This is a genomic window from Alloprevotella tannerae ATCC 51259 (genome assembly GCF_000159995.1).
Classification (GTDB): Bacteria; Bacteroidota; Bacteroidia; order Bacteroidales; family Bacteroidaceae; genus Alloprevotella; species Alloprevotella tannerae.
The window spans coordinates 313,452-335,071 of sequence record NZ_GG700642.1; the positions used below are offsets into that span (position 1 = coordinate 313,452).

18 protein-coding genes are annotated in these 21,620 nt (G+C 48.6%); 2 read left to right on the forward strand and 16 right to left on the reverse strand.

From position 1 onward, the window contains the following. Positions 1-145 precede the first annotated feature (145 nt). Positions 146-766 carry a DUF4294 domain-containing protein gene (locus tag GCWU000325_RS01285; protein WP_006254128.1) on the reverse strand — a complete coding sequence of 207 codons (621 nt, stop codon included), beginning with the start codon at positions 764-766 and terminating at the stop codon, positions 146-148. Positions 767-1,410: 644 nt separating this feature from the next. On the opposite strand from GCWU000325_RS01285, the gene GCWU000325_RS01295 reads away from it, so the two are divergent. Next, positions 1,411-2,013 carry an HU family DNA-binding protein gene (locus GCWU000325_RS01295; RefSeq protein WP_006254131.1) on the forward strand — a complete coding sequence of 201 codons (603 nt, stop codon included), beginning with the start codon at positions 1,411-1,413 and terminating at the stop codon, positions 2,011-2,013. A 120-nt stretch (positions 2,014-2,133) separates the two neighbouring features. Here GCWU000325_RS01295 and GCWU000325_RS01300 read toward each other — a convergent pair whose 3' ends face one another. The 11 genes from GCWU000325_RS01300 to GCWU000325_RS01350 all read right to left on the reverse strand — a co-directional run bounded on the left by GCWU000325_RS01300 (position 2,134) and on the right by GCWU000325_RS01350 (position 16,123). Further along, positions 2,134-2,442 (reverse strand): helix-turn-helix domain-containing protein, encoded by a 309-nt coding sequence (locus GCWU000325_RS01300; RefSeq protein ID WP_040598740.1) that lies wholly within the window; start codon positions 2,440-2,442, stop codon positions 2,134-2,136. Next, positions 2,408-2,755 (reverse strand): type II toxin-antitoxin system RelE/ParE family toxin, encoded by a 348-nt coding sequence (locus GCWU000325_RS01305; RefSeq protein ID WP_006254133.1) that lies wholly within the window; start codon positions 2,753-2,755, stop codon positions 2,408-2,410. The genes GCWU000325_RS01300 and GCWU000325_RS01305 overlap by 35 nt, the downstream gene beginning before the upstream one ends. A gap of 165 nt (positions 2,756-2,920) precedes the next feature. Continuing rightward, entirely contained in the window at positions 2,921-4,483 is a 1,563-nt protein-coding gene (locus GCWU000325_RS01310) for a hypothetical protein (protein ID WP_006254134.1), read from the reverse strand. Positions 4,484-4,517: 34 nt separating this feature from the next. Then, positions 4,518-5,471, reverse strand: a complete 954-nt coding sequence (locus GCWU000325_RS01315) for a PorV/PorQ family protein (RefSeq protein WP_006254135.1) — start codon at positions 5,469-5,471, stop codon at positions 4,518-4,520. 12 nt (positions 5,472-5,483) lie between these two features. Then, positions 5,484-8,240 (reverse strand): S8 family serine peptidase, encoded by a 2,757-nt coding sequence (locus GCWU000325_RS01320; RefSeq protein WP_006254136.1) that lies wholly within the window; start codon positions 8,238-8,240, stop codon positions 5,484-5,486. Between the two features lie 20 nt (positions 8,241-8,260). Next, the gene (locus GCWU000325_RS01325) at positions 8,261-9,865 is read right to left on the reverse strand and encodes a BACON domain-containing protein (protein WP_006254137.1); all 1,605 of its coding nucleotides are present in this window, start codon (positions 9,863-9,865) and stop codon (positions 8,261-8,263) included. Between the two features lie 12 nt (positions 9,866-9,877). Continuing rightward, on the reverse strand, positions 9,878-11,512 hold the full coding sequence (locus GCWU000325_RS01330) for a BACON domain-containing protein (protein ID WP_006254138.1): 1,635 nt from the start codon (positions 11,510-11,512) through the stop codon (positions 9,878-9,880). Positions 11,513-11,920: 408 nt separating this feature from the next. Next, positions 11,921-13,888: a TonB-dependent receptor plug domain-containing protein gene (locus GCWU000325_RS01335; protein WP_006254141.1), complete on the reverse strand. Its 1,968-nt coding sequence runs from the start codon at positions 13,886-13,888 to the stop codon at positions 11,921-11,923. A gap of 19 nt (positions 13,889-13,907) precedes the next feature. Next, the gene (locus GCWU000325_RS01340) at positions 13,908-14,693 is read right to left on the reverse strand and encodes an HmuY family protein (protein WP_006254142.1); all 786 of its coding nucleotides are present in this window, start codon (positions 14,691-14,693) and stop codon (positions 13,908-13,910) included. Between the two features lie 3 nt (positions 14,694-14,696). Further along, positions 14,697-15,629 carry a calycin-like domain-containing protein gene (locus GCWU000325_RS01345; protein WP_006254143.1) on the reverse strand — a complete coding sequence of 311 codons (933 nt, stop codon included), beginning with the start codon at positions 15,627-15,629 and terminating at the stop codon, positions 14,697-14,699. Further along, positions 15,626-16,123, reverse strand: coding sequence for a hypothetical protein (locus GCWU000325_RS01350; protein ID WP_050756598.1), 498 nt, complete (start codon positions 16,121-16,123; stop codon positions 15,626-15,628). Before GCWU000325_RS01350 ends, GCWU000325_RS01345 begins: the two co-directional genes overlap by 4 nt. Before the next feature lie 982 nt (positions 16,124-17,105). Here GCWU000325_RS01350 and GCWU000325_RS01360 point away from each other — a divergent pair. Further along, complete coding sequence (locus tag GCWU000325_RS01360; protein WP_211205518.1) at positions 17,106-17,342, forward strand: hypothetical protein; 237 nt, start codon at positions 17,106-17,108, stop codon at positions 17,340-17,342. A 31-nt stretch (positions 17,343-17,373) separates the two neighbouring features. Here the strand turns inward: GCWU000325_RS01360 and GCWU000325_RS01365 are convergent, their stop codons facing one another. From GCWU000325_RS01365 to rimM, 4 genes are all read right to left on the reverse strand, one after another. Then, complete coding sequence (locus GCWU000325_RS01365) at positions 17,374-18,450, reverse strand: DNA adenine methylase (RefSeq protein WP_006254147.1); 1,077 nt, start codon at positions 18,448-18,450, stop codon at positions 17,374-17,376. Positions 18,451-18,528: 78 nt separating this feature from the next. Continuing rightward, on the reverse strand, positions 18,529-19,911 hold the full coding sequence (rseP, locus tag GCWU000325_RS01370) for an RIP metalloprotease RseP (RefSeq protein ID WP_006254148.1): 1,383 nt from the start codon (positions 19,909-19,911) through the stop codon (positions 18,529-18,531). Between the two features lie 16 nt (positions 19,912-19,927). Further along, positions 19,928-21,082: a 1-deoxy-D-xylulose-5-phosphate reductoisomerase gene (locus tag GCWU000325_RS01375; protein ID WP_006254149.1), complete on the reverse strand. Its 1,155-nt coding sequence runs from the start codon at positions 21,080-21,082 to the stop codon at positions 19,928-19,930. A 4-nt stretch (positions 21,083-21,086) separates the two neighbouring features. Beyond that, positions 21,087-21,620 (reverse strand): ribosome maturation factor RimM, encoded by a 534-nt coding sequence (gene rimM, locus GCWU000325_RS01380; protein ID WP_006254150.1) that lies wholly within the window; start codon positions 21,618-21,620, stop codon positions 21,087-21,089.

Here is a 21,620-nt window from a genome sequence, read left to right on the forward strand (position 1 = left end):
TTCCTTGTCTTTTCAACTGCGCAGGCGCAAAGGCTTTCATTGCTCTCCGGCGCATCGTTTCGAGGCGAAGTTACGGCAAAGCAGCAAGAAAACCAAAGAATAAGATGCGTTTTCCACAAAAGGAAGCAAGAAATCTTGAGAAGACTTAAATCTGTCCACTCTCGACGAGGCGCACGACGCGTTCTGTGTAGCGGTCGTCGCCGTTTGGATCATAATGACGCGAAAGACTGTTGCCAAACAACAGGCCTATGGACTGGTATAAGTTGGCTCGAAAAGAACCGATAAAAGCTTTGGCAATATTATAGCCCGTCTGGTTACACTCGCGATCGATCAGTTTGAGCAGCAGGCGGCCTTGGGAGCGCGTCAGCTTGCGAATCATCGGGCCGTACCTGCGCTTTAGGTCGGCTTCCATACGATCAATGTGAGCTTGCCGGCTCTTTTTATCGGGCAGGAGGCGAAGATAATCGTAGGTCTCTATTATCGTGTAGCGCACGAGTTTGGCCAGCGGCAAGAGGAGTTTGATGTTAGAGACGAGTCGGTTATATTCCTGCCGCTCGGCCTCGTTCTTAAACTCCATCGGTGGATATTTGTAAAGCGTAGGCAGGATTACGTGCGGAATGCTATCGCCTTTGTACTTCACCTTCCCGACTTGCACATAGATAGGCAAGGCCACCGAATCGTCGGGGGCAATCTCTGCGGCTACCGGTCGCGCGGCGAGCGACAGGAAGGCGGAAAAGAGGCTCACAAGAAGCAATAAACGTCTCATAACTCGCGGCGAAGTTAGCTAATTTTGCATTGCGACGCTACGATGAGAGGATAATTTTAACGGCCAACGGACTACACGTGGCGGCCGACTTACTTTACAACGGAGGGGAATGGGATTTTGACAAACTATGCCCGTAAGCGGGAGCAAGCCGCCCCACGCACGCTGCGCAACGGGGGAAAAGGGGCGCCGGCGATGGGGAAATGAATTATCAATGTTTAACTTTCGAGGGAGTGCACGTCATTTTTAATGGATTTAAGTATGATAGACACTCGTTTTTCGTGCGTTATTCGAGGCTTCGCCCGCACTTTTCGGGCAGCAAAGTTGGCGCGGCACTCATTGGCATCGGGCAGGGCTTGGCCCATTCCACTTTTATGTTTACCTTTGCCGACGACAAGCGAACGAGGGATGGAAATCAGAGCTGAAAGGCCTGAAAAACCTACTACTCTCGACGCATTTGTGACACACACGAGCAGAGTTAATGCGTGTACGCTCACGAGCGTAGACCTTTTTTCTCACGAGCGCAAGCCTTTTTCATCGTGAGCTGAAACCTTTTTTGTCGTGAAAACAACGTAAGCCCATCAAGCCTTGTCAAAATTGGCGGAGCGGGCAATCATTTATTTTCTAACTTTAAATCCGTAAACAGTATGACTGTATCTTACAAACTGATTCCGACGAGTGGAAAACTCGCCAGTAAAAAACCATTTAAGGCGCTTTGTGCGCCCTATGCCACGGCTTCCTTGCAGGAGATGGGGCGCAACATTGAGAGGGGTACGACTTTCTCGATGAGCGACTTGGCCGGTGCGCTCGAGGCGCTGAGTAAGGAACTGAAAGCGCAACTCTTGGCGGGCAACCGCGTACACTTGCCGGGCTTGGGATTCTTCTCGCTCGCCATCAAGGGAGAACTGCGCACGCACCCGCGAACGCATCGCCCGCGCTTGCTGCGGCCGCAGGTGCGGACCATTCGCTTTCAGCCTGAAAAGGAGGTAATGGGACAGATGAAAGAGGCAAAGTTTGTGCTGCTGAATCAACCTCGGCCCAACAAAGCTATGCCGTCAGCCTCCACCATTGCGAGCGTCTTGACCGAAGCCTTTGCGGCAGTGCCCATTTTACAGATCAGCGACTTGCGCGACCGGTTTCAACTCTCCACTGCCAAAACTTACGCCTTGGCCCGCCAACTCGAAGCGGAGGGTAAACTGATCAACGTGGGCTCGAAATGGCACAAAGTATTTCAAAAAGGCGCGCTTTAAGCAGGCTATCACGATACGACCTTATAGACTGCAGATTGCAAGCAAAAAGTGCGGGAGATATTCAACAAAATATCTCCCGCACTCGCTAAATAATGCGTTATAGCCTTTACATCGTTAACCTTATAAACCTAAAGGTCGACTGATATCAATGCGTAAGTCCATTGCTGCAATCAGGCGAAAGAACAAGCCAACGCCGGGTTCTATCACACCGTTTTCAATTTTAGAGATGTAAGACTTCGTCGTACCCACACGCTTAGCCAGTTCGCTCTGTGTGAGTTTAGCTTCCTTACGTGCTTGCAGCAAAATTTGAGCCGCATAAAAAGCACGGGCTTCTTCTTCGTGCTTCATACGCTCCAAGCTCCCCATCTTGCCAAACTTGGCATCTAAAACTGAATCATAATCGACTACTTGATGATTGTTTGTGCTCATAATAATCCTCCTTTATAGCTAAGGCTTTATCTATCTCCTTACGTGGTGTTCTTTGTGTCTTTTTTTGAAAGCCATTAAATAACACAACTACTTGTCCCTCATCAAAAATAAAAAACACGCGATAGATATTGCCTTTATATTCAGTACGCAATTCAAACAGTCCGTCTCTAATAGCCTTTACAAACTTTGTCGAAAGTCTATCCTGTATTTTTAGCAATAGCAACCCGTACTGTATTTTCTCTTGTACCTTCTCTTCGAGTTCGAACATAAACGCCTCAAAGTAGCCGCCGTATGTCCTTATCTTTCTATTCATGTTGCAAATATATGGAATGTTACTATATTTGACAACTTTCGAGTGAGATTTATCTAATCGTTGCAGATGCGATGCCAATAATCAAAAAGCGAGAGATGCCTTTAGAGCATCTCCCGCTAACGCATTTTGGCGCTTTATCTTACTGAAATGGGTAAGATAAGCACTTTATTTCACCAAAACCTTGTAGGTCTTACCATCAGCGCGGCGCACGATGTTGATACCCTTAACCGGTGCATTCAAACGACGGCCTTCAAGGTCGAAGTATTCTTCACGTCCGGCAGCCGGATTCAGTTCTACGCCGTGAACAGACGCGGTTTTGTCGACTTTTGCACGAAGCAATTCACTCTTATAGAGTTTGTCGCCACTCTTATAAACCATCTGTACGGCTACAGAGTCGATACCCTTGTCGTAGAAATGGATGAATCGCATATTGTCAACAACCTTGATGTCTTTATTCTGGCTGTCCTTGTACATATAAGGAATATCAGTCATATCTTCCTTGTTGAAAGAATAGGTTTTCTTTACAAAAGTGTAGGGCTGCTCAGCATCGTTGATGAAGATGTTGTAATACATGCTGTCCGGACTGAGATAGTTGCCATCGACATCAGCATTTTTCACGTAGAAGGCAAAAGTTGTCAGCAACTCAGTATAGTCGTAGCTCGGCGTAGCTGTGCAGTAGTAGAGCGTAGGTGCTTCCGGATTACCCACTTGATCGGAGTAAGGCGTGAACGAAAGGGCGCGCATCGTCTCTTTCGTGTTGTCTTCGTTGGGATTTTGGTAACCAATCGTAATGCAAACGGCATCCTTTGTGGTGAATTTTCCACGCGCAGCGTCGTAATCAAAAGTGATCTCGTCTTTGAGTTCGAGTTCGTCGTTGCCCAAACGCTTATAGGTCATCGCATAGACGTGGTAAGCAGACTTATCGCTGCTATATCCGCCAAAATCTTCGCGCTTTGCTTGTCCCAAATATTGAGCACCGGCCATCTTTACCTTATCGCCATCGATGGTAAACTTGACCCAAGCATCTTTGAACACGCCAGCCGTAGAAAGACCTTTGACATAAATATCATTGCCATCAACGCGGCCATCGAGTATGCGCGCCGTCGTGCTACCGGTATAGGCAATCTGATACTGCTTCTCCTTAGCACCGGCCGGCGGCGTAATGAGTCCGCTGGGCAAAGTGGAGAAGGTAAGCGTCCAAGAGCCATGTTCGTACCATTTTTTGTCTTTATCGGCTACGCCAAGTATGACGGAGCTGCCCGCCGTATTTTCCATTTCGAGTTTAGAGCCGTTCCAAGTAAAATTGATCTCACTCGTTTCGCTCGAAACAACATAAGTGTCGCCGGACTTCACCATACGCTGTGCGTAGAAATTGTGCTGCGTGCCTTCGCCAGCCTCTTCATCGTCATCATCCTCCATATAAGAATAGATGAGTTGTGGCAATTTAGCAACGTATTTTCCATCGCTCACCTTGTCGAGTTTCAACCAGGTGTCGCTCGCGAGCGAAGAAATGGGGTTGAAGATGTAGAGTGTACCATCAGGAGCTTCTACGAGTTTGCCGACAGCGCCATCATAGACGCCAGGCTTACTGCTCGTCCAGCCACGAACGTAAGCATCGCTGTGGCGATAAAGATTGTCGTGCATAACACCCTCGGGTGTTTCGGTAATTTGTGCTGATGCTGTCAAGCCAAACGCAAGGCAGCAAAGCAGAGTGGAAAGTTTCTTCATTTATTTTATGTTTTAAGAATGTTGTATGAATGTCTTAGAAATCGAAGCCAAGACCGAGACTGAAATGATTCGTACCATCTTCATTCGTCTTAAGCGCATAAGCGGCATTGAGTTTGAAGCCGCCCAACTTAACGCCGGCGCCAAAGGTGGCGTGACTCATATTGTGCTCCGCTAATTCGTAGCCGGCACGGAGTGAATATTTCTTGTCGTAGGTATATTCTACGCCTATGCCGGATGTAAACAAGTGGGAATCCTTGGGCAGAAAATAGTAGCGTGCGCCGAGCGTTGCGGCAAGGGCGTGTTGCTCTGATAAAGCCATTGCAAACTCGCCACCTAAAGTAGCAGAAGCGGGCAAATCGGCCTCGGTATTACCATAGTCTAACTTCGGGCCGAGATCAGAAACCTTTGCCGTCAAAGTATAAGCAGCCACACGACTACCGAGGCGGACATCGCGCTTATGATAGGTAGCGCCCAAGCCGAAGGCTCCGCCACGCGCATTGCTGCTCAAGTGGCTATAAAAGAATGAGCCGGAAGCAAAGACGGACAATTCGGGCGTAAAGCGGTAGGCATAACCTAAGTCTAAAGCCCAATCAAAAGGCTTATAGTCTTTGGTGGGCTGGCCGAAAAGGTCATAACCCGGGAAAGTCAAGCCGCCAGCGTATCGGAAGCCCAACATAACGGCGTGAGATTTAGCCGGACGCCAATGACCCGTAGCCGTATAAATACCAAGATGGCCGGTAGCTCCCTCCTCTTTGGGAAAGAAAGACAGCGATGCGTCAACGGAGGCTTTTTTATCCGTATAGAAAGCACTGGAAGGGTTGGTATAGAGATACATCCCTTGTGACAAGCCGACGGAGGTATTGCCTAAACTCTGAGCACGCGCATCGGGATTGAGCATCAGAAAGGGCAAGGCGCGGCCCTGTGCGCGACCGGTGGTGGCGCACAAGGCAAAAACGGCACAAGCTATCCATTTTATTTTATGTTGCATGGCAAATCGTTTTTAGCGTTTGATAAATAGTTGTTGATGTTTGCCTTGGGCCGTGAGAATCGTAAGGCGATAAGTGGCCGGAGCGAGTTTGCTGAGATCAACGGAGGCAACGTGGAGCGCATTGGCTGAAACCGTACGGCGCAGGACCTCTTCGCCCGTTGGCGTGGAGATGATAAAGGTAGCCGACGTCAACTTGGGATTAAGCAAGGCGTTGAGGTCGCGCTTCACCGGAATGGGATATACCATATAAACGGGAGCTGCAATATGATCTACGACGCGCACTTGGAAGCTGCTTTCGACCACAGATTTACGACTGTCGGTAGCTCGTACTTGAACTTTCGTTGTACCTTTGCCCTCTGCGCGGAGTTCGAGGCGGCCTTCGGTATCGACCATACCCTTCACTACCTTTTCATTACCTGAAACGACCGAGAAATGAAGACGTTCGCCGGAAGCATATTGATAATGTTCGGGCAAAGAGATTGTCTTTGTGCCTTCATCTAAGCCAATAATCAGGTTTTCGAAAGCGGTAGCCAACTGCGTCGGCGTCTGGTTGCCAACCTTAAACTTCAGGACTTGACTCGTAGCAGCACCTAAATCGTCGGTGGCCGTGAAGGTGAATTGATATTCCCCGGCAGATAAGATGGGCCAAATCGTGATGTTGATTTGATTATCAGCACGCTTGGCTACAACGCCTTTTGTATCGCCCGTCAGTTGATACTCCCATTTATGGCCGTCAGGATCATTGACTGAGAAACTGAAACTACTCTTGGCATCTCCGCTAACAACTTGCTGGCCTTGCGGGAAGCCATTGATAACGGGGGCGTGATTGAGTTTCGTCGTGCCTTCAACGAAAGCGGGCGGCGCTGTATGTCCCCAACGATCGACAGCTACAATAGCCATATAATAAGTTGTATTGTCGCGTAAGGATTCAAAACGGTGCTTAATGAAACTACCAAGGGGATAACCGGTGCCGTTAATGCGGATCGGCTGAAGCGAAGCCAAGGCGGCCGCATTGAGGGCCTTGTCGCTGATGTATACATTATAGAATGTAGCGGTCCGGTCATCGCCATCGGAAGCAACTGACCATTTCAGATCAAGCGTAACATAATCGGGCGTGACACTCATACCGGAGACTTGCGCTGGAGCAATGCCTTTGTCTTCAGCAAAAGCTGCTTCAGCATCGATAAAGCCCCGGCCCAACTTGCCTTTATAGGAAGGATTCAATTCGTCGATGTTGTAAGGACGGAAGGCCGACATCAAACGCGCCTTGAGTTGGTCGTTGGTGAAGCCTTGCTGCCCAAAATAGGAAACAACGAGGGCTGCGATACCGGAGACGTGAGGGCAGGCCATTGACGTGCCTTGCATAAAGCCGTAACCGGAACTATCATTGCGCTTGGGAACGGTACTGAGTACACCACCCTTTAAGCCGAACACGTCTTGATCACCACCGGGAGCCATAATACTAACCCAGTCGGCATAGTTGGAATAGCTTGCTTTGCTAAAATCCCAAGCCATGGAGGATACGGAAATTACCTTAGGATAGCTGGCGGGGAAGGCCTCAAACTCTTTGTCTTCATTGCCCGCTGCAAAGATCATCACACCGCCTTTCATCGGGGAGTCGGCTTTCTGATTGCCTTGGTTATCACAACCGGCATATTGGATGAAATAATCCATCGCTTCTTTGAGTGATGCCGGGAGTTGGGTAACACCTTCGGAAGAATTGTAACCCCAAGAGCACTGGGCTATAACGGCCCCATTATCGGCCGCATACTTGATAGCTTTGGCCGCATCGCCTTCTTCGCCTCTCTTTCGAAAGATCTGGCAACTCAACAAACGAACGCCGGAATTGGCTGTGCCATCGCCACCGGCAATTCCACCAACGCCAACGCCGTTATTGTTGCGCGCTGCAACCGTTCCGGCCACGTGCGTGCCGTGGCCACCTTCATCGGGTTCAATCTTTCCACCTACAGCATCTTGAGCTTCTACGAAGTTGTAACCATAAATATCATCTACAAAGCCATTACCGTCGTCGTCAACGCCGGGCGTGCCATCCATTTCTATTTGGTTGATGTGCATCGAAGCCTTGAGATCTTCGTGGTTTACTTCAATACCGCCATCAATGATGGCAACAATGACATTGGGCTTACCCGTCGTATATTTCTTCCATACGGGCCAAATATTACAGTCTGCACCAGCCTTGCTTTTATTGCTCAACGTGCCGTCGTTGTGGTAATGCCACTGCTCTTGTAAGCGGGGATCATTGAACGGCGCAGCAACAGCAGCTTCTTTCAGACGCGGTGCAGAAGGGGTTGAAAGTTGCTGCGTCTTGGGCAAAGCTACAGGAATCACTTTTTCAACCTTCTGAATCTGATCTACGCGTTCGAAGCGCTTGATGGCTTCTTGCAGATCTTGCTTCTCATCAAAATAAACGGTGTACCAACGATCCAAACCCGCAGCCTTGGTGCGTCCTTCGTATTGGCCGCAAGGTGCAAATAGACGCTCAACTTTATAAGTGCCGACGCTTCTTAAAGTCTTCAGCATCGGACTGGGAACACTCTGCAAGGATACGACTCCGGGTTGCTCAAACTTGATGGACTGTGTGGCTTCGGGGGCTACTTTAATATTCACTCGCCCAGCAATGGCCGTCACGCCATCAACTGAGGTCTGGCTGCGCGTGTTTTGCCCATCTGTCAAACTCCAATCGTCAGAGCAGGAGGAAAATCCTGCTGCTCCAAACAATAAGAGCGTATATAGAATTAAATGTTTCATTTTAATTAAGGTGTGAAGCGTTAATGTTGCTGCAAACTTTTAATACATTGCTGAACGGCTGCAGAAACTTTGAATTTAGAACTGGAGAACACGCTAGGTTTATAGAGTACACCAATTTGCAAGACTGGTTTATTGTCATTGATGTCGACGAACTTATCGCCTTTTATCGCTAACACTAAATTGTCAGAACGACGACCATACACGTGGTATTTGCCATAGTCTTCTATAAACTCGAAACCGTTCTCGCGCAACAGCGCATCAAAGCGCTTTGTTATATTCCAATTGCGGCCGTTTTGCCAAACGCCTAAATTGGGCTCACTAAAGTTCAAAGTATATTGTTCTACACTACCAACCCATTCATCGGAAATGGAGGCATCTGCACCTTTTGTGTAGAAGAAATATGTGCGATTGACAAGGGGCGCTTTCTTTGTATCAAAGGAATAGGCCTCCACTTCATTCAAGCGATTCTTCTTGCTGCTATTCAGCGTGCTATTCTCTCCTTGTTCAAAAGCCAAGACGTCAGCCGTCTTTTTGTCCGTCTTGTGCAATAAATGCAGAGGGCCGAGGTCAAGCTTTGCAAAAGTTGGATAATCCTTCTCTTGCACTTGTATTTGTTCAAAGAAGAGGACCACGCTGTTGTTTTCTTCGAGCACATCCACCTTGATCATCATTTTTTCTGCATCGCTAACAAAGACGTTAGGGTCTGCAGTTGATTGAACGTAACCAAATTGTGCAGCATAATCTTTGAAGGCCTGTGAGCGCACAGCGTCTATACCGGCTCTGGAAAAAGAACGCGTAAAGATTCTTGTCGCTGACCCTGTTTGCGTATCGTGGACATAGACAATATCTTTAAACAAAGGAGAGGGCGTTTTGAAAAAATAGCTTTCTTCCGTTAGATCAAAGCTGGGATCCGGCGCTGCATACTCAGTAAGAAAGCCGCCGCGACGTATTTCATTGTCCATTACCTTATGAACATTGAAGGGAGAACCGGGATTACAAGCTAAGACAAACACTTCAATGCCGGGTTGCTTTACCACAATCCGTGATTGATGCTCACCACTACGCAAGAGAAAAGCAGCAGTTCTTGCCTGTATTGTCCCATTACGCTCTGCAAAGACTTTCAGCCCGTGCTTCTTTTTAATGACCTTTAGCCATTGTGCAGACTCCTCCGGCGTTATTGTATAGTCAGGGATGTTCGCCTGTACCTCTGCCGTCACATTTCCTCCGGCTTGAGGCACGATAATCTCTCCGCCATCAACGCCCAAAACAACGTCGTCTGCACTTTGGCTAACCATAACCTTCTGTACAGCCAAGCCGGCGTCAATGATAATGGCACTGCTGCGTGTCAAGCCTGTCTCGTTGTTTTTTACGCGAACGGACAAGCTATCGCCTTTACGCTCTAATGAAAGCCATTCTTCTTCAGCCGAAGAAGAGGCAATCCAAGAGGATCGATTTGAAGCGACGTGGATAAACTGTTCGTCCATCAGTTTGCCAAAAGACAAGTTTTGTGCTGAAACCGTCAACGTTGGACGCTCATAGTCGGTCGTATCCGAACAAGCGGCGGTTACTGCTGCTAGCACGACGATTGACACTACCCATTTCAGCTTATTATATAATGTATACATAAAGGCCTTCTTTTAGTGTTTGAACAAATGCTTATTGCGCTTCAGCTGCTGCATCATCAATGCAGAAGTCTTACGCAACACTGCAGTGCGCTCAATCAAACTATTACTTTTAAAGACTTCAGGTCTGTAGCTAAAGAGCAAGGCCAATACGGGTCTATTATCATCCGAGATAGGCGTAACGGAAATAACCAATCGATCGCTCTCGCGGCCGAAGAAGTGATTTGTGCCACTCGTTTTGATATAAATAAAGCCCTCTTTGCCCAAGAGTTCAGTTAACTCTTCCGTAACGAGCCAGTCTTTTCCGTTTTTCCAAAGTCCCAGACTCATATCTTCAAAGAGCAAAATGCCAGTTTCCACACTACCCAACATTTTCGCATCAACAGAACCTTTCGGATTTGTATCATAGAAAATGTATCCACGGCTATAGAAAGGCTGCGTATTGCCGGCCATCTTATATTGTAAAATCTCGACCTCTGAAGGATTATTCTCATTCATAATACGAGAGGTCTCCTGACTACCAACGCTACGCTCATACGCTTCTACGTCAGCCACCTTTTTATTTTCCTTCTGGAGCAACTCCAAGGGGCAATATGGAAGTGATGCGAACGTAGGGTGAGGAGCGTCTTGCTTAATAAAGGGTCGGAAGGTCATATTCACGCCTTCTTGGCCTGATTTCTCAGAGATGGTCACATTCAGTTTGAGCATCTCTTTGTCAGATATATAGTCTTTCTTTGAGTTCGGATCTACGCGGCGATAGCCGTTGGCAAACAAGAATTTCTCAAAATCGCTCGATTTGCAAGCTTTGACCGCCTTCTTGCCATCTCCTACCGTAACGATGCTTGAGGGCACAATGCCATCAGGCGTACTATATTGAATAAGGGTAAAGATCGGAGAAGCCGTCACGAAAGTATACATTTCCTCCATACCATACTGCGGATAGGCATTTTGGTAGTCGCGCAAATAGCTACCGCGGCCCAACTCAAACGACATAATCTTATGTACGTCTACCGGATTTCCGGGATTTATCGCGAGTATATATGTGAGCTTACCAGCCTGCTTGATCACAATTTCTTTCGCCTGATTCCCACTCTTCGCAAACAACTTAAGCGTTCGCGGCTCATTGGTATCATTGGGCTGAGCTTTCAGTTTTACCTCTTCTTCTCCTTTGGTGATTTCCAACCAATCAGCCTCGTCTTCTGCTACGAGATCATAGGCGGTCGTATTCGTCGTGACATCTACCACTTTACTTCCTCCTTCACGTGGGAAATAAACGGTATCCGGCATCACATCCAACACCACATCCGCAGCACTTTGCTTCAAGTTGATTTTTCCCGATGCGCCATTGGCGTTTACCAGCACATACGTCTGCCGATCCTCACCGAATTTATTCTCCGTCACCTTCAATTTCAAGTCATTGCCATCTTGTACAATAGAGAGCCATTTCCCTTCTTGCGGTGATGAAGCGACCCAATTGGATTGATTCGTTGTGATGCTGATAGTCTTTTCGTCCAAACCTTTCGCAAACGTCAGGTTATTTTCCGACAAGACCAAGGTGGGCTCTTCGAAGATATCTTCTTTGGCGCACGAAGCAACCATTACCACCATACCCCCCAAGAAAAGGGAGCGTAAGATTCTTTTGATTTGCATAATTTATAGTATAATTTGATTGTCTTATATACCAAGCACAGAGCGTCAGTCTAAGCTTTCACTTTCCTGACACTAATAAGTTCATTATTTCGTTCGCAGTCTTTATTGCGAGTAGAAAATCGTCTTATCCGTTGCGTTATGTTCCGAATGAAGCAAAGCGGATCAAAGAAATACTTTATGGCATAATGGAGCAAAAGAGGTAAGGTTACGCGGTTACATGCTCTCATTACCACCTTTGTTGGCAAATCTAAACATAAAATTTCAAACAAAAAAGAGTTTTCAGAACTATTTAATACCATCTCACGCCAATTCTTACCAAAAGGAAGAAATCTTCCTCACGATATATTTCTTGAGCTAAATCTACGAAGGGGCGCCTTTATCGCCTCTTCTTATTCGCTCATCATTCCATCAAAACAACTTATCTATATCGATAGATACTCCTAACATTACATTGATACCATCGGTCAACGGACTATTCAGATAATAATACTTTGGACGATAATTAAAGAGGTTATCCAAAGCCAACGTTATCTTCACACCTTTCTTGAATTGTCCGGCTGCCGAAAATTTCCAAAGCGTATAACCGGGATATTCTATGTCACGCATACCTTTCGACACATCATAATAGTCGATATATTCCGGATTAGTTACACCCGAAAGATAGCGGCCATCGATGCCAAAGGTCATGCCAAAGTTTTTATGAAAGCGGTGCTCCCAATCAGCGTGCACCATCAGCGAGTGCTTGCGAGCGGGTATATATTGCGCCGACATACGTTCGCCGGCCTTATTGCGTGGGAGGTTTTCAGCCGTCAGCGTATAAGCCAAACGGGCAGTTAGGCCGTTACGCCAGTGACCCTGCGCAACCGCCTCCATTCCGATTACTGAATGGGCGGCCAGATTGATATAAGAAAGGTGCGGAATGGGGTCTGTCGGCTTCAACAGATAAGGCGATCCTGTGGCGATTTTATTGGTAATGTTATTATAGTAGCCATTCAGGGTAAAACTGTATGCCCCTTTAGCATATTCAGCTGAGAGATTGAAGTTGTGACTCACTTCTGCTTTTAAGTTAGGATTACCCACAACAATCCAAATTCCGGCCATATCAAACTCATAATACTTCTCCTTCAGCGTTGGCGCCCGAAAGCCCATACCATAACCCAAGCGGAGGTTAAGGTGAGCGAGTGGTTCGTAGCGCAGACTCACTTTCGGCGTAACATGCGAAAAGTGGTGGTCCGAAAAATAGTCATAGCGAAGCGCGCCGACTAATTCCAGCCCCTTCTCTATGTTCCAATCATATTGCGCAAAGGCGTCAAAGGCATCCTGTTTGCGCGTTTTTCCTTCTAAGTTCTTGTTGTAGAGGTAGTCGTGCAAGAAATCCGTACCGACGGTCAACACATTATTCTCTCCAAACCGATGATTGTAAACGAGACGGAAAGAATTTTGCACATTTGAGTAATGTCTAACGTCAGCCTTTGTCAAGCGGCGATATTCTGATTTATCATATTGATCGAAAGCATAAGAAGCCTCCCAATCAGCGCGCTCATTCTGCTTCCACAAAGCCTGTAAGCCGCCCGAGAAGCCGCGATATCTCTCCGGCGTATCCGGTGTGCGCACCAGTTGGCGGAAGAAATAGCCGGCACGCCCTTTGAGTTGCCAGCTTTCAGTAGGACGATAAGTCAGCTGTTCTTTGAAATCCCACGTTTTATTTCCATAAATCGTCGAAATTACGCGGGTTAAAGGAGTCGGTCCATTGTTTACCATAAAGTTATCTACCCGGAAACGATTTACGGTAAAGAGATTATCCCATCGCTTACCGCCGTTTTGCAAAGAGAGTCCATAGCGCTGTTCGTTATGCTTGGCCCATCGTCCGTTAAGGTTGAGGGCAAACGGATTACGCTTGTTCTTCGTAATGATATTGATTACACCGCCGCCGGCATTAGAACCATAAAGCGCCGACGCAGCTCCTTTCACGATTTCTATGTGGTCTACATTCTCCAGCGTTAAGCGCGAAAAGTCCACGTCGTCCATTGTTTCTCCGGCCAAGCGTTCACCATCCACGAGAATCAGCAGACTCTGTCCGCTGAAACCGCAGAAGTTAAGGTGCATCTGTTGATTCATCGCATAGGAAAACTCCACGCCGGGCATCCGCTGTTGGAGTAAGTCGCGCAAATCTGTCGCATCAGATTTCGCAATATCTTTTGCGGAAATCACGCTGGTCAACACGGGCGATTTCATCAACAGTTTTGGCGTTCGTGTTCCTGTTATTACGACCTGGTGCAACTCTCCGGCGTCATTTATAGAGTCGGGATCACTTTGCCCAAAGCCAAAGAATGGACAAGCGAGGAATAAGGATACCGCTAACTTAGAGCTTTTCATCGTGTAACTCTCACAATATTTAATAGGGATATTTATAACGAATAGTCAAGTTGCATTTCTTGCCATCCGCACCGATATAGTTTTCTAATTGGAGCGCAGCGTAAAGGCCGCTTTTCAGTCGCAGAATGAAAACGTGCTTATTATGAATAAAGGCCGGTGGCATCGGTGGAATCTCTAAGCGAAGCCAACTTGAAAGCACCGTATTCGTCTTTATACCCTGGCAACCTATCAATTCATTGAGCATTTTGCTTTGATCCACCCAGACTGTGTTTTCCGTCCACTCGTCCTCCTTAAACGCAGCCCCCAAGAAGTCTGCACTGTTAGCCGGCAATTCGCTTAAATCGTTGTAGTTGGTTTCCAACACAGCGCCGCCGTTCGTGCGTACATTATTGCGATGCACGGCAAAGGTCCACGAGAGCGGTTCTTTCTGCCGATCGGTCGGCGTAAAATCGCGCTTTTCGTTGTGCGCAATACCCTGACCGAAGACGTCAAACCAATACGTATAGATTCCCGTCCGCCCATCGCCGCTGTCGCCGGTCGTCGGAATTGGGAAATGCGTAAAATGGGTTTGTGCTCGGCGCAGTCCGACGCTATCGCCCGCCGCCTGCAACGCAGCCAGCGAATCCAAGTCCACATAATGCCAGTCCGTCCAGCCGGAAGCATCTATATAGAGTGTGCCCGGCGCAACCGCCGCCTTGTCCGGCTGCTCATCATAGATGCCGCCTAAGATGCCATTACAAGCTGTGAGCCCACAAAGGAGCGCACAGCCTGCAACGATGCTGATATGGCGTAAACTAAGCCTCATGCTTTATTTACTTTGTTTTTCGCCCGTATAATTTGCAGTGATGGGGAAAGGCATTGAACCCAACTGGAAGCCGTTTTCAACCGTCAATTTGCCGTCTTCAGTCAGTTTCAACGTGATCTTTGCATTCTTAAATTCATATTCCTTATCCATCACAACCTGGCCACCTTTCTTCGCTGTGAAGTGAGCTTTGATTCCGTCGCCGCTATAATCGCGCACGAAAGCCTTAGCCGTCTCATCGTAAACGATGTTGCTAACCGTAAAGCTGCCCAGCGTCAAGTCACCCATCGGCGTATCTTTGTATTGTTCCTCGGGAACAGTCACATTAATCGTGCCGTCTGCATTTGCCACGACCTTGTAAACGGCATCAGCCACGGTGTACGGGCCAAAGTTGCCGCCCACCTTAATTGCGTCCGTGCCCTTATACTCTCCGGCGATGCTCATCGCAGCAGGAGGCTCGCCAAAGGTCCAATTGATCGTCGTACCTCCCATCAATGCGGGAATCGTGAAGACTACGTTACGCATAGTACCTTTGTAAGAAGCCTCATATTCTTTTGCGCTGCCACCGGGGCTGGCAATTTTGATCTTACCCGTACCGGAAATGTTCTGACCTTGCATATCCAAGCTGAACAAGCCGTCGCCCCATTGCGGGTCTACGAAGCGACAGAGATATTTTTCGCCCGTCTTAAGCACGCGAATCTCAGCTTTGTCGCCGAAGTACTTGTTCTGAAACATGCTGTTCGTCACCGTGATGTAACCTTTATAGGTATGGAAGAGCGTCGTGTCAGCTTGCTGCGCACCGGCGTTAAACTCTATGTTTTTGATTTCCGCAGCGGTGAACGTCACCTTTGAACCATCGGTCTTATTGATGGTTACAGATTGTGCGAGGCCTTTTTGTCCGGCCAGAGCTATGCAGAGAAGTAAGAATAACTTTTTCATTTCTTGATGAATTTGAAGGATTTTGTTGCTGTTTTTACAATGAATATACCTGCCGTGTTGCCAAGGGCAATGGCTACGCGTCCTTGAGCGTCGGCGTTTTGCTGACCTACGATGCGGCCCTTGCTGTCATAGACAACGACCGGCGTGCCCGGCTGCAACTGTTCGCCACTCAGCGTTTCGCCAAATGAGAAAATCGGCGTGCCGAATGTGGTTTCTGCCGGATTGATGCCGTCTGTAGGATCGGCAAACTCAAACGAGCGATAGTCTGCAATGGGATATTCTACCGTCCCTTGCGTCGTCGTGAGCACGAGTGATGTAGCTGAGAAAGATACGACCGGCTTTTCGGCCAACTTAAAATAAGTGGCTGCGCCGTTAGCGTCGACTACCTTCACATGATCTATTGCCCAAGCGCCCAGAGAGCTGCAAAAGGCCAAAAGCGTGCAGGCGAACAAGCGCACCACCCTACTCTTTTTGTATGTAAATAACGTAATCATATAATTGTTTAATAAAAACCGGGTGCAAAAGTACGCACTCTTCCCCACCGGATCAATACCCACAAATAAGGATTTTGCAAGTATGTTTTGCGAAGTCGACAATGCACGACAAGAGGTTTTTGATTGCGTATTTCCGAACAGACTCACGAGGGGCGACGACGCATTTTCCTCTTCTCGACCAAGGCTGCCGGTCAGGCAAATGTTTGTCGTGACAAAGACCCGCCCACAATTCGCGCAGAGAAAGCGGCCGAGCCTCGCTTTTTGCTGCCTGCGCACCTCCTTTGTCTTATCATTTGTCAAAAACGATGGTTCAACAACGCCGCCATTCAAAGCTCCGCGGGCACTTATCCTTCTAATATTTTATTGACAAAACACTTATTTTTCATCGCAGCGCACATATCCTCATTTATGGGGATATTTGAGTATCGCATCTCTCAACGAACATTACCCAATAATGGGTATGCGGTGAGCAAATCAAATGCTGTTTTGAGTCCTTGTTTTTAGCGTTTGCCCGCGATTTCTTCCGAGCAGCGCCGAACAAACATAGGCGAACAGATCGACCCGGAAAGGCTTCGATAGATCCGAACAAAAAGAATAAACAGTTAGGATTGAGCCGTTTAACATTTCTCCGTTGTCTCCGCTCGTCTCTTATTTTCCTGCGGAAAACTGCCGGCAGACTGCGCACAACTCTTTTTCACGCCGATTCACGCTGATGCTTTCTTCAAAACAGACCGGTTCAGCTTCATTTCCTCTGAAGGCGATGAAGCAAAGCAAAGCCTTGCGGATAATCGATCACCGGAAACAGGCAAATAACTTTTACAAAACGCAAAGTCTAAACGGGTAGGAACTCGGAAGGCCGATAAACGGGCAGCCCTCAAAAGCTTTTACCGATGACGAAGCATTGAAGCATAAAAAATTTGTCCGCCAAACGCTGACAACAAAAGCACAACTGACCCGTTTTTTATCACGCTAAAAAAGGCTTGTGCTCGTGATAAAAATGGCTTACGCTCGTGATAAAAATGGCTTCACCTCACGAGCGCAAGCGGCGGAAGCGAGAACGCCGCTGTGGCAAGTCGATCTAAAAGCGTCTAAGAATCAAGCCTTAAGTCGATTAAAGCCTCGTTTAGTTCATCAAGCCTCAACCTTGCTTTTCGGCAAGGCTGCCGCCAACAAAAAAAAGCAGCCGCCCGGCTTAACCGGCGTCTGCCTGTCGCAATAGGAAATAAGCCATACACGCGGTGGCGCGCCACTCATTCCACGATAAGATAATGGATGTATTCCGTGGTTTGCGTGGCCTTGATTTGCCGTTCAGCCGAAGGGCGGTCGGCTTGGAAGCGGCCGTAAGGTTGCTCAAACCGGCCGTAGCGCCCGCGGCGCTCCATAACCTGCTGTATGTCGTCAAAGGAAAGCAAACCCTCATTATTGTAACTCAAAAATACGTAGCGTGCATTGGCGCGTTCGATCAAGTCGGCAAAAGCCTTACGCACGGCGCGGCGAGAGCAATAGGCCGAACGCCGATCCGCATAGTCGCGCATACCGGTCTTGCCGTGCAGCGCCGGACTGTCGTTGCGAGCGATGGTTTCCAAGACGTGATAATTGGCAGCATATTGCCGACTGTTGTAGGGCGGGTCGAGGTAGAGTATATCCGTTTGCAAGCGGCCAATCAATTGGTTGGCGTCCATCTGAAACACCTGCTGCGGGCGCTCACTCAAGATGCACTCGGCAGGCGTCATCGTGAGCGGACACAAGGCCGAGGGTTTCAGTTTTTTGAGAAAAGCCCCATAGATCGAAGCTGTGTTGGCCACACTGTCCATATTCTCCAAAAGGGTCGTCAAGAGGAAATAAAACTCTCCCTTGGTGATCATTCCCGCGTGCAACCACGCATCAATCTGCCGGCGGATGGCATCGCAGCGCCGGCCGTTGGCATCGCTGAAGTAGATTCTTTGCGCGGCATCGTGTGTAGTCCCACCCGGACAAAAATGACGCGAGACAAAGCCCTCCACAGGCGGAAGATTTTCGAGGAAACGACAAACGACCGCCCCTCGATCAGGGAGGGCGGTCGTCGTAAGTGTCGGTATGTGGGGCATCAAGCCGGAGAAAGCCGGCAGAGAACAGTTGCCGATATAATGCTGATTGAGTACGAAGCCGTAAAACTGCCAATCGTTGGCCATCACACTGCAACCTTGCGACTTATAAAAGCGGCCGACGATACCCGTTCCGGCAAAAAGGTCGCAAAATGTCCCACTTCGAGCCGCGTCACCTGCGATGGACGTAATGCATTGGTCGATAAAGGGCAGTAAAGTACGCTTGGAACCAATGTAATTCATCTTCGTGGGCGGGCGATGTTAATCGTTAAAGCGTTTGCGCCGATTGCAAATGGTGCAGGGCCCAAGCGCTTGAGCATATTAGAAGATAAACTTCAAGACATCATTGAACAAGGCGTAAGCCATCAAGCCTAAGAGGAGGAAGATACCGATTTTTTCAGCGTTTTCCATAAACTTGTCGCTCGGCTTACGACGCGTGATCACCTCATAAAAGAGGAAGAAGGCGTGACCGCCGTCGAGTGCGGGAATGGGCAGGATATTCATAAACGCCAACATTAGCGAGATGAAGGCCGTTAGCTCCCAAAAGCGCTCCCAAACCCACGTCGTGGGAAAGAGTGAACCGATCGTACCGAAACTACCAATGCTCTTGGCGCCGTCTTTCGTAAAGATGTACTTCAAGTCGGTGACATAACCTTTTAATACGTGCCATCCGTGAGAGAATCCGGCAGGGAAGGAGGACAGGAAGGTATAGTTCTTCGTGACTGTCTTGTAGTTCTTGAACGGACTATAGTGGGAGATGCCTAAAGCATACTCCGGCGTCAGTTGGAAGCGCAAGGTATCGCGCACGCCGGTGGCTGCACGCGCCACAACGAGCGTCACTTGACGCAGACGAAGAGAATCGGCCGGCTTTTGCGCCGCCAAAACGTCTTCTATACGGGCACGAATATCGGTGTATTCGTTCCAAGTCGTGCAAGGAGAGCCATTGTAAGAGACCAAGCTGTCGCCAACGCGCACACCGGCTTGGGCTGCCGGACTACCGGCGGGCAGGCTGTCGACAACGGCGGTGGACAAGGGCAGCAGGAAGGGCGGCTCTTCTTTCATCATTTGAATCATATTGATCTCACCGGGTAGAGAGAGGGTCACTTCTTTACCTTGCCGCAACACGGTGACGCTTCGCGCTTCACTGATGCCGCGGTAGACGTCGCCCATGCTTTCATTGGAATCGAAACGATCGAAGGTGACCTTGTCTGTATGGAGGGGGATATCGCCATTTTGGAACCCGAATTGACGAGCTCGCTCATTGAAGGCAAAACCTTGGTCTATGTTGCGCATCGGCACGTAGGTGTCGCCCCAAGTAAAGAGTATCATTGCATAGATGAAAAGGGCAAGAATGAAATTGACGAACACGCCGGCCAGCATCACAATCAGACGCTGCCAAGCAGGCTTTGCGCGAAACTCCCACGGCTGTACGGGTTGCTGCATCTGCTCTTTGTCCATCGATTCATCAATCATACCGGCTATTTTTACGTAGCCGCCAAGCGGCAACCAACCGAGTACGTAGGTAGTGTCGCTCTTCTTGGGCTTAAACTTAAGCAAGCTGAACCAGGGATCAAAGAAGAGGGCAAACTTTTCCACACGGATCTTAAACAAGCGAGCTGCCAAGAAATGGCCGCCTTCGTGGAGGAAGATCAGTATGGAGAAACACAATATCAATTGTAGTGCGCGAATCAAAAATGCTTCCATCGGGTTTTCTTTTGTTTTATGTATTGGGAATAAGTGAAGCGGCTATGCGGCGCGCTTCGCTGTCTGTTTCAAAATAATCGTCTAAAGTGGGGGTATTTATATAATGTGTGCGCGCCATTGTCTCATTGATGATCTCCGCCATTTGTGAAAAGGCGATGCGCCCTTCGCGAAAGGCGAGATTAACTACTTCGTTGGCGGCATTTAGCACGCAAGGCGCGTTGCCGCCACGATTCACAGCGGCATAAGCTAAGCGGAGACAGGGAAAACGCTCAACGTCGGGCCGCTCAAAATGAAGGCTACCCAAGCGAAAGAGGTCTATTCGCTCGCCGGAAATAGGCAGGCGGCGCGGATAACTAAAGGCATAGCTGATGGGTAAGTGCATATCGGGCAACCCCATCTGAGCAATGACGGCGCCATCTGCATAGCGCACGGCTGAATGGATGATGCTCTCCGGATGAACAACGATCTCGATGGCTTCAGGCTGCACGCCAAAGAGCCATTTTGCCTCGATCATCTCAAAACCTTTATTCATCATGGAGGCGGAGTCGATCGTAATCTTCGCGCCCATTACCCAATTGGGGTGTTTCAGGGCTTGGGCAGCCGTGACGCGGGCCAAGGCGGCGGCATCCATTTGGCGGAAAGGACCGCCGGAAGCCGTAAGAAGCAGGGCTTCAACAGGATTGTCGCCACTACCCGTTAGGCATTGAAAGATGGCCGAATGTTCGCTATCGACAGGGAGCAGCGGACATTTATTTTCCAAGGCCAAACGGGTGATAATCTCACCGGCCACAACAAGCGTCTCTTTGTTAGCTAAAGCTATCGCCTTGCCGGCTTTCAAGGCTGCAATCGTTGGGCGCAAGCCGGAGAAGCCGACCATCGCAGTCAAGACAATATCGATAGGACTTGCGGTAACGGCGTCGCAAATGGCATCGGCACCGGCATAAACCTTGATGGGCAAATCGACCAAGGCCTCGCTGACGTAATCGTATTTGTCTGCGTTGGCAATCACGACGCTATCGGGCACAAACTCTCGTGCCTGCCGAATCAGCAGGTCGGCATTGTCGTTGGCCGTAAGAAGGTAGGCTTCGAAGAGATCGCTGTGGGCGCGAATAATATCTAAGGCCTGCGTCCCAATTGAGCCGGTAGAACCGAGTAAGGCTATTTTTCTCATCGCTTTATACGTTCAAATCCAAAAGTCCTTCGGGCAATCGGAGTTGCAAGATGCGTTCTTTTAAATCAAAATGAAGCAGAAAATCGTCGTGATAAGGCAGAAGTAATACGCGATCTTCAGCATCCACGACGGTCAATAAGATATTAGCCGACGAATCATCAACGGCATTGACTACTCCCAAACTATGTCCCTCGGCATCTTTAACTTGGAAACCGGTCAAGGCGCGATAGGAAGGCAGACCTTCGCTTTCGTCGAGTTCGGGAATAAATTCTTTAGGATAATATACTTTCGCGCCGACAAGATGGCGGGCCGAAGCCTCATCAGGAGCTTCCACAAACTTGAAAAGGGCGTCTTCTGCTCCCTTGAAGCGGTATTCTTCCCATTCAAAAGGAACAGGCAGACCATCAAGTTCAAGAAAGAGAAAGGCGGAATCGCCACGATCAAAGACGTCGTCGGTAAAATGGCAGACTACTTCGCCATCTATACCATGCAACTTTGTGATCTTGCCGATCAGCACCAAATCATCAGCCTTTATCAT